At 66.7% G+C, this 8,075-nt stretch carries 8 protein-coding genes and 1 tRNA gene; 3 read left to right on the top strand and 6 right to left on the bottom strand.

The window, feature by feature from the left end:
- Positions 1-280 (top strand): oligoribonuclease (orn, locus tag ACR2JA_RS08120; protein WP_434008589.1); only part of this gene is annotated, 280 nt, incomplete at its 5' end.
- Positions 281-326: 46 nt separating this feature from the next.
- Here the strand turns inward: orn and ACR2JA_RS08115 are convergent.
- Entirely contained in the window at positions 327-1,337 is a 1,011-nt protein-coding gene (locus tag ACR2JA_RS08115; RefSeq protein WP_434008588.1) for an anion permease, read from the bottom strand.
- Positions 1,338-1,353: 16 nt separating this feature from the next.
- Entirely contained in the window at positions 1,354-2,001 is a 648-nt protein-coding gene (locus ACR2JA_RS08110) for a DUF47 domain-containing protein (RefSeq protein WP_434008587.1), read from the bottom strand.
- 470 nt (positions 2,002-2,471) lie between these two features.
- On the opposite strand from ACR2JA_RS08110, the gene ACR2JA_RS08105 reads away from it, so the two are divergent.
- Positions 2,472-4,403: a DEAD/DEAH box helicase gene (locus ACR2JA_RS08105; protein ID WP_434008586.1), complete on the top strand. Its 1,932-nt coding sequence runs from the start codon at positions 2,472-2,474 to the stop codon at positions 4,401-4,403.
- 65 nt (positions 4,404-4,468) lie between these two features.
- On the opposite strand, the gene ACR2JA_RS08100 is transcribed toward ACR2JA_RS08105, so the two are convergent.
- The 3 genes from ACR2JA_RS08100 to ACR2JA_RS08090 all read right to left on the bottom strand — a co-directional run bounded on the left by ACR2JA_RS08100 (position 4,469) and on the right by ACR2JA_RS08090 (position 6,286).
- Positions 4,469-4,544, bottom strand: a tRNA-Ala gene (locus ACR2JA_RS08100).
- 31 nt (positions 4,545-4,575) lie between these two features.
- Positions 4,576-5,466, bottom strand: a complete 891-nt coding sequence (locus ACR2JA_RS08095; RefSeq protein WP_434008585.1) for an NAD(P)-dependent oxidoreductase — start codon at positions 5,464-5,466, stop codon at positions 4,576-4,578.
- 136 nt (positions 5,467-5,602) lie between these two features.
- Positions 5,603-6,286 (bottom strand): GntR family transcriptional regulator, encoded by a 684-nt coding sequence (locus ACR2JA_RS08090; protein WP_434008584.1) that lies wholly within the window; start codon positions 6,284-6,286, stop codon positions 5,603-5,605.
- Between the two features lie 114 nt (positions 6,287-6,400).
- Between ACR2JA_RS08090 and ACR2JA_RS08085 the strand changes: the two genes are divergently transcribed.
- Positions 6,401-7,288, top strand: a complete 888-nt coding sequence (locus tag ACR2JA_RS08085; protein ID WP_434008583.1) for an alpha/beta hydrolase — start codon at positions 6,401-6,403, stop codon at positions 7,286-7,288.
- A 198-nt stretch (positions 7,289-7,486) separates the two neighbouring features.
- Here the strand turns inward: ACR2JA_RS08085 and ACR2JA_RS08080 are convergent.
- Positions 7,487-8,075, bottom strand: a 589-nt coding sequence (locus ACR2JA_RS08080; RefSeq protein ID WP_434008582.1) for a GMP reductase, incomplete at its 5' end; no start/stop codon positions are given.

The following is an 8,075-nucleotide window of genomic DNA, read 5'->3' as shown; positions in this document are numbered from 1 at the left end:
ACTGCTGGCCTTCATCGGCAAATACGTGCCCCGCAATGGTTCGCCCATGTGCGGCAACAGCATCGGCCAGGACCGGCGATTCCTGGTGAAGTACATGCCCAAGCTGGAGGCGTACTTTCACTACCGCAACCTGGATGTGAGCACGCTCAAGGAACTGGCCAAGCGCTGGAGCCCGGCGGTGTACGACAGCTTCAAGAAGCACCAGAAGCACACAGCGCTGGCCGATGTGCACGAGTCCATCGACGAGCTGGAGCACTACCGCCAGCACCTGCTGAAATGAACAACGGGGCCTTGTGCCCCGTTTGTTCATGGAATGCAGCTTGCGCTCAGAACAGCTGCATCGACACCCAGTAGGCCACCGCCGCCACAAAAGCCGAGGCCGGGATGGTCAGCACCCAGGCCCAGACGATGTTGCCCGCCACGCCCCAGCGCACCGCGCTGGCGCGCTGCACCGATCCCACGCCGACGATGGCGCCGGTGATGGTGTGGGTGGTGGACACCGGGATGCCCAGCGTGGTGGCCAGGAACAGGGTCATGGCGCCACCGGTTTCGGCGCAGAAGCCGCCCACCGGTTTGAGCTTGGTGATCTTCTGGCCCATGGTCTTGACGATGCGCCAGCCGCCGAACATGGTGCCCAGACCGATGGCCATGTAGCAGCTGACGATGACCCAGGTGGGCGGCGACTTGTCGGCCACGCTGGCGTAGCCGGTGGCCAGCAGCAGCATCCAGATGATGCCGATGGTCTTCTGTGCGTCGTTGCCGCCGTGGCCCAGGCTGTAGGCCGCGGCCGAGACCAGCTGCAGCCGTCGGAACCAGCCGTCCACCCGCAGCGGGCGGGCGCGGCGGAAGATCCAGGCCACCGCCACCATCATCAGCGAGCCGAGCAGGAAGCCCAGCAGCGGCGACACAAAGATGAAGGCCACGGTGCGCAGCACGCCGGACGCCACCAGGGCACCGGTGCCGGCCTTGGCGATCACCGCACCGACGATGCCACCGATCAGCGCGTGCGACGAGCTGCTGGGGATGCCGTAGTACCAGGTGATGAGGTTCCAGCTGATGGCGCCCACGAGCGCGCCGAATACCACGTGGGGGTCCACCACACTCGGATCGGCGATGCCCTTGCCCACCGTCGCCGCCACGCTGAGGTGGAAGATGAAGATGGCGATGAAGTTGAAGAAGGCGGCGAACACCACCGCCTGGCCAGGCTTGAGCACCCCGGTGGAGACGACGGTCGCGATCGAGTTGGCGGCGTCATGAAACCCGTTCATGAAATCGAACACCAACGCGAGCATGACCAGCATGACCACGACCCACAGGGCCGTCTGAACGGTCGTCATGAGAGGCTCCCCGCGATCAGGAGTTTTCGAGGACCACGCCCTCGAGCAGGTTGGCCACATCCTCGCACTTGTCGGTGATGGTCTCCAGCAGCTCGTAGATCGCCTTGAGCTTGATCAGCTCGCGCACCTCGGGCTCTTCGCGGAACAGCTTGCTCATGGCCGCGCGCATCACGCGGTCGGCGTCCGATTCGAGGCGGTCGATCTCTTCGCAGGTCTTGAGCGCGGCCTCGGCGGTCTTGGGTTCGTTGACTTTCTCCAGCAGGCTCACCGCGTGCTTCAGTCGTTCGCAGCACTTGACGCTCAGGTCGGTCAGGCGGGTGATCTCTTCGGTCATGTGGCGCACGTCGTAAAGCGCCATGGTCTCGGCCGAGTCCTGGATCAGGTCGGCCACGTCGTCCATGCCGTTGATCAGCGAGTGGATCTGCTCGCGGTCGATCGGCGTGATGAAGGTGGTGTGGATCAGGCGGTTGACTTCCTGCGTCACCCGGTCTGCCGCGCGCTCGGCGTTGTCCACGTCCTGGTTGTATTTGTCGCGCAGGTGGGCGTCGTTGTAGTTCTGCACCAGCTTGGAAAACGCGTGAGCGGCCTCCACGATGTGCTCCGCGTGCTGGTTGAACAATTCAAAAAAATTGCCTTCGCGGGGCAAGAGCTTGGCAAAGAACATCGGGACTCCTGGGTCAAATGTGACAAAACGCTTTCAATCAAGCGTCAAACTGATGAATCTTACCCGCGCCCCTGTCCGGCGACAGCCGCGGTGTGGTCGCCCAAAAGCCGGTGCGTTCGAAAACGCTAGGTGAAAACCCGAAACCCATGCCATAATCACTGGATGCGCGGAAAACCCCGCGCATCTTGTGCATCTGCCTCTTACACAGGCCCCCCGAACGTGAAAGCCGGCCCGCAGCCTCCTGCGGCGGACCCGGCCCAGCCACCGCCCTCCGGGCAACGGCAACGCGGGATGGGCCATTCGCACCCCGCTTGCGGCTTCATTTCCACGAAGGCTGCGATCTCCGGCGCGTTGAACGTTTGATGGTTGATGTTTTGTAACCACGAACGGATCAAGCGCCCTGGAGCCTTTTGAGCGGCCCCCTGAGCGTCTTTTTTCGATCAATTGCGCACACCGCGCAAGGACTGAACATGAGCGACTCTTTTGATTCCCACGGCGACTTCACGCCCGACATCCTCTCCACCGAAGGCGAAGCCGCCCTCGACACCACCGTCGATGCCACCCAGGCCGTCGAAGCCACTGAGCCTGCCGCCCCCGCCGAGCCCAACGGTTTCGAGCTGCTGGGCCTGTCGCCCGAGCTGGTTCAAGCCTGTGCCGACCTCGGCTACGTGCAACCGACCCAGGTGCAGAACAACGTCATCCCCAAGGCCTTGCTGGGCAAGGGCGAAGCGCGCCACGCCGACCTGATGGTGTCCAGCCAGACCGGCAGCGGCAAGACCGCTGCCTTCCTGCTGCCCGTGCTGCACACCCTGCTGCAACAGCAGGCCGCCGCCGCCGAAGAAGAACGCCTGGCGTTCGAGCAGGCCACCGCCGACGCGCTGGCCAAGGGTGAGCCGGCGCCCAAGCGCACCAAGCGCAAGGACCCGACCAACCCGCGCCACTTCAAGGCCGCTACGCCCGGCGCCCTGGTGCTGTGCCCGACGCGCGAACTGGCCCAGCAGGTGGCGCACGACGCCATCGAACTGGTGCGCCACTGCCGCGGCCTGCGCGTCGCCAACGTGGTGGGCGGCATGCCCTACCAGGTTCAAATCGCCAAGCTGCAGAACGCCGACCTCGTGGTGGCCACCCCCGGCCGCCTGCTGGACCTGCAGCGCTCGCAACAGCTCAAGCTCGACCAGGTGCGATTCCTGGTGGTCGACGAAGCCGACCGCATGCTGGACCTGGGCTTCTCGGACGACCTGGCCGAAGTCAACGACCTGACCAGCCAGCGCCAGCAGACCATGATGTTCAGCGCCACGTTCGCGCCGCGCATCCAGCAACTGGCCATGCGCGTGATGCACGACGGTGGCAAGCACGTGCAGAAGGTGCAGATCGACAGCCCGCAAGAGCAGCACGCCAACATCAAGCAGGTGCTGTTCTGGGCCGACAACGCCGACCACAAGCGCAAGCTGCTGGACCACTGGCTGCGCGACACCAAGATCGACCAGGCGGTGGTGTTCTGCAGCACGCAGGTCGAATGCGACGGTCTGGCGACCGATCTGCAGCAGGCCGGCTTCGCCGCCGTGGCGCTGCACGGTGCCTTGAGCCAGGGCATCCGCAACCGCCGCCTGATGGCCCTGCGCGGCGGTCAGGTGCAGTTTCTGGTGGCCACCGACGTCGCGGCCCGCGGCATCGACGTGCCCACCATCACCCACGTCTTCAACTTCGGTCTGCCGATGAAGGCCGAGGACTACACCCACCGCATCGGCCGCACCGGCCGTGCCGGTCGCGACGGCCTGGCCGTCACGCTGGCCGAGTTCCGCGACCGCCGCAAGATCTTTGACATCGAAGCCTTCACGCACCAGCGCATCGCGGTGGAAACCGTGACCGGTCTGGAGCCGCGCCAGCGCCCGCCGCAAGCCGAGCCGTTTGGCCGTGGTGGCCGCCCGGCCGGCCGTGGCGGCAATGACCGCTTCGGTGGTGACCGCCGCGGTGCGCCCGCGCCGCGCGGCCCGCGTTTTGAAGGCCGTGGCGATGCGCCGCGCTTCGAAGGCCGCGGTGAACAAACCCGCTTCGACCAGCCCCGTTTCGATCAACCGCGCGGCGAAGCGCGTTTTGACAACCGTTTCGAGTCCCGCGGTGACAACCGTGGTGAGCAGCGCCCCGCCGGCCCTGCGGGCCGCGGTGGTTTCGGCGATCGTCCGCAGGGTGGCCGCCCGGCCCCGCGCGCCAACGCCGGCTTCGGCAGCTTCGGCCGCAGCGACAAGGGTGCCGAGCGTGGGGGTGACCGCTTCGCTGACCGCGGCGGTGACCGTTTTGCCGACCGTGGTGGTTTTGACCGCGGCGCCCCGCGCGGCGATGCCCCGCAGCGCCGCTCGGAAGGCGCACCGTCGCGCCCGATGGCCCGCCGCACCCCGCGCTGAAGCGCAGGAGGGCTGAACAAGCCCCATGAAAAAAGCCGCTGTGAACACAGCGGCTTTTTTTGTTTTGGTGGAGACGAGGAGGATCGAACTCCCGACCTTCGCATTGCGAACGCGACGCTCTCCCAGCTGAGCTACGTCCCCATGTGCGCGGATTCTAGCGCTGCGCCGCGCTTCAGGACATGCCGTTGCGGCTGGCCAGTTCCATGAACAGGGCCGAATGGTCGAGGTCGGACAGGCCATGGTCGGCCGCTTCGGCGTAGAGCTTTTCAAACAGGGCGGTGATGGGCGCATCAAAGCCGACCTCACCGGCCGTGGCCATGGCGTTGCGCATGTCCTTGAGCTGCACCGTGATGGCGGCGCGTTTGGCGAAGTCGCGGTCCACCATGCGTTGCCCGTGCACCTGCAGGATGCGGCTGTCGGCGAAGCCGCCGGTGATGGCCTGCTTGACCTTGCCCATGTCGGCACCGCCGCGTTCGCACAGCAGCAGGGCTTCGGCCACCGCACCGATGGTGATGCCCACGATCATCTGGTTGGCGAGCTTGGCCAGCTGGCCGGCGCCGGTGGGGCCCACGTGCGTGGCGCGGCCCAGCACCTCGAAGGCCGGGAGCGCACGGTCGAAGTCGGCCGGTTTGCCGCCGGCCATGATGGCCAGCGTGCCCGCTTCAGCGCCCACGGTGCCGCCGGAGACCGGCGCGTCCAGGTGTTGCACGCCGATGGCGGCCAGGCGGGCCGCGTGGTCGCGCGCCTGGCGTGGCTGGATCGAGGACATGTCCACCACCAGGGTGCCCGGGCACAGGCCTTCGGTGGTGCCTTGACGGAACAGCACGTCTTCCACCGCGCGGCCATCTTCAAGCAGGGTGATCACGAGGTCGGCCGCGGCAACGGCCTCCGCTGGGGTGTCGTGCACCTGGGCTCCCAGGGGCTGCAGGCGCTCGGCTTTGGCGCGCGAGCGGTTCCAGGCGTGCACGGTAAAGCCCGCTTCGCACAGGCGGCGGGCCATGGGGTAACCCATCATGCCGAAGCCGAGCACGGCGATGGTGGGGCGTGGGGTGGGAGGGTTCACGGTGAAAGCGGGGCTGGGTGTTCGGGTCAGAAAGTTTATGCGGGTGGCGCCACGGTGCTCGGTCGGTGTCAGCTTGCTGCCAGCTGCAGAAAAAAGCGGACGCCAGGCGGTGAGCCCGGCGTCCGCGCAAAGTGGTTCAAAGAACCACGGAGTTGTTGGTTGCGGCGGCCTCGTTCAGTTGTTCGGCCAGGTGTGCGCTGGCCTGATCGCTGTGCCGGCGCATCAGCGCTTCGGCGCGTTCGGCGTCGCCCAGCACCACGGCCTGCGCGATGGCCTCGTGTTCGTCCCACACCGGCTCGCGCAGAGCGGAGCTTTGCAGCGCCTCGCCCATGGCGCGGCGGATGTGTTGCCAGTGCAGCAGGGCACTCTGTTCGATCAGCGGGTTGCCAGCGGCCTGATACAGCGCGCTGTGGAAAGCCAGGTCGGCGTCGATCATGGCCTTGATGTCGCCGCGCGCCACGGCCTCGCGACCGCGGGCGAACAGCGCCGGGTCCAGCTGGGTGCGGCGTTCGGCCGCCCGGCGCACGGCCAGGGTGTCCAGCGCGCCACGCACCTCGTACACCTGGGCCAGCCAGCGCGGGTCCAGCGGCGTGACCTGCAGGCCGCGGCCAGGCGCGTCCTGCACAAAGCCGTCTTTCTTGAGCAGGCGCAGCGCCTGCATGACCGGCTGGCGCGAGACGGCCAGCTGCTCGGCCAGTTCTTCCTGTGTGATGCGTTGGCCGGGTGCGAGCGAGCCTTCGCTGATCGCATCGAGCAGCGCCCGGTACACCTGGTCGGCCAGGTCGGGCGTGGTGGTCAGCTGCAGCAGTTGGGCGCTCATAGGTTGGATTCTGTACTCTGTATACAGAATACATCATTGGGAGGTCGGTGTCATCCGGCACGCCTGTCACGCAGGGCGAACGCTCGCCAAAACCTGCGTGACACAATGGTTTGTATGAACGCCGACACCTCTTTCGACCCCGCCTGGCTGGACGCCCAGTACAACAACCGTGCCCTGGTGCCGGAGCACGGGCCAATCCTGGAGCGCTGGGCGCGGGATTCGGCAACCACGCGCAAGCAACTGCGCCATGCGCTGATCGACGTGGCCTACGGGCACGGGCCGGGCGAGACGCTGGACATCTTTCCGGCGCCGCTCAAACCCGACACCGCACCGGCACCGGTGCTGGTGTTCATCCACGGGGGCTACTGGCGTTCCCTGGACAAGGCCGATCACAGCTTCATCGCCGAACCCTTTGTGAAGAAGGGTGCCTGTGTGGTGGTGCCAAACTACGCGCTGTGCCCGGCGGTCACCATCCCCGACATCGTGCTGCAGATGGTGCAGGCCTTGACCTGGGTGTACCGGCACATCGCCGTGCACGGTGGCGATCCGCAGCGCATCACGGTGGTCGGTCATTCGGCGGGCGGTCACCTGGCGGCCCTGTTGCTCAACTGCATGTGGCAGCAGGTGCACCATGACCTTCCACCCGACCTGGTCAAGGACGCGTTGTCGATGTCCGGCGTGTTCGACCTGGAGCCATTGCGCCACACGCCGTTTCTGCAGGGCAGTCTGCAGCTGACGCCGGCCGACGCGCTGCGCGCCAGCCCGGCCGGCATGCCCGCGCCTTATGTGGGCGAGGGGCGTGGGGTGCTGGTGTCGGTGGTCGGCGGGGACGAGAGCGGCGAGTTCCGCCGGCAGAACCAGCTGATCCGTCAGGCCTGGGGCGAGGACGCGGTGCCCGTGTGCGAAGAGGTGCCAGGGCGCAACCACTTTACAGTGGTCGATGCACTGGTTGAACCGCGACACCAGCTGCACAAACTGCTGCTGCAGATGCTGGACATTTGACCCACCCCCGCGCCGCGCTGCTCGCGTCACCCCCCCAAGGGGGCGATGCGAGTGGCCCGGCGGAGCCGGTTCCACCGCATCCTCGACAACAGGCACTTCACGCTGGAGGGGGGTCGGTTCCAGGGCACCGCGGAACCGGCTTTGCCGGGCCGCCAGTGCCGCCCCCTGGGGGGGTGACGCCGCAGGCGGCGCGGGGGGTTACATCAACAAATGTTCCCCGGCGTTTTCGCCGCCCAGGATCACGTAGTTCACTTTCTTCAGGTCGGTCAGCTGGGTGCCGCCCGCGTAGCTGATCGAGCTTTGCACGTCTTCCTGCATCTCGCGCAGGGTGTCGGCCAGCCGGCCCTTGATCGGCTCCAGGATGCGCTTGCCTTCCACGTGCTTGTACTCGCCCTTGTTGAAGTCGCTGGCCGAGCCGTAGTACTCCTTGTAGCGCTTGCCGTCGACTTCGACCGTCTGTCCCGGGGACTCTTCGTGGCCGGCGAACAGCGAGCCGATCATCACCATCGTCGCGCCAAAGCGCACGCTCTTGGCGATGTCGCCGTGGTGGCGGATGCCACCGTCCGCGATGATGGGTTTGGTGGCCACACGCGCGCACCACTTGAGCGCCGACAGCTGCCAGCCGCCGGTGCCAAAACCCGTCTTGAGCTTGGTGATGCAGACCTTGCCTGGGCCCACGCCCACCTTGGTCGCGTCCGCGCCCCAGTTCTCCAGGTCGATCACGGCTTCGGGCGTGGCCACGTTGCCGGCGATCACGAAGGCCTGGGGCAGCTTCTTCTTGATGTGC

This window comes from Hydrogenophaga sp. (assembly GCF_051007235.1).
Classification (GTDB): domain Bacteria; phylum Pseudomonadota; class Gammaproteobacteria; order Burkholderiales; family Burkholderiaceae_C; genus Hydrogenophaga.
The sequence above is the reverse complement of the archived record's forward strand: the minus strand, read 5'-3'. Positions and strand labels throughout refer to the sequence as shown.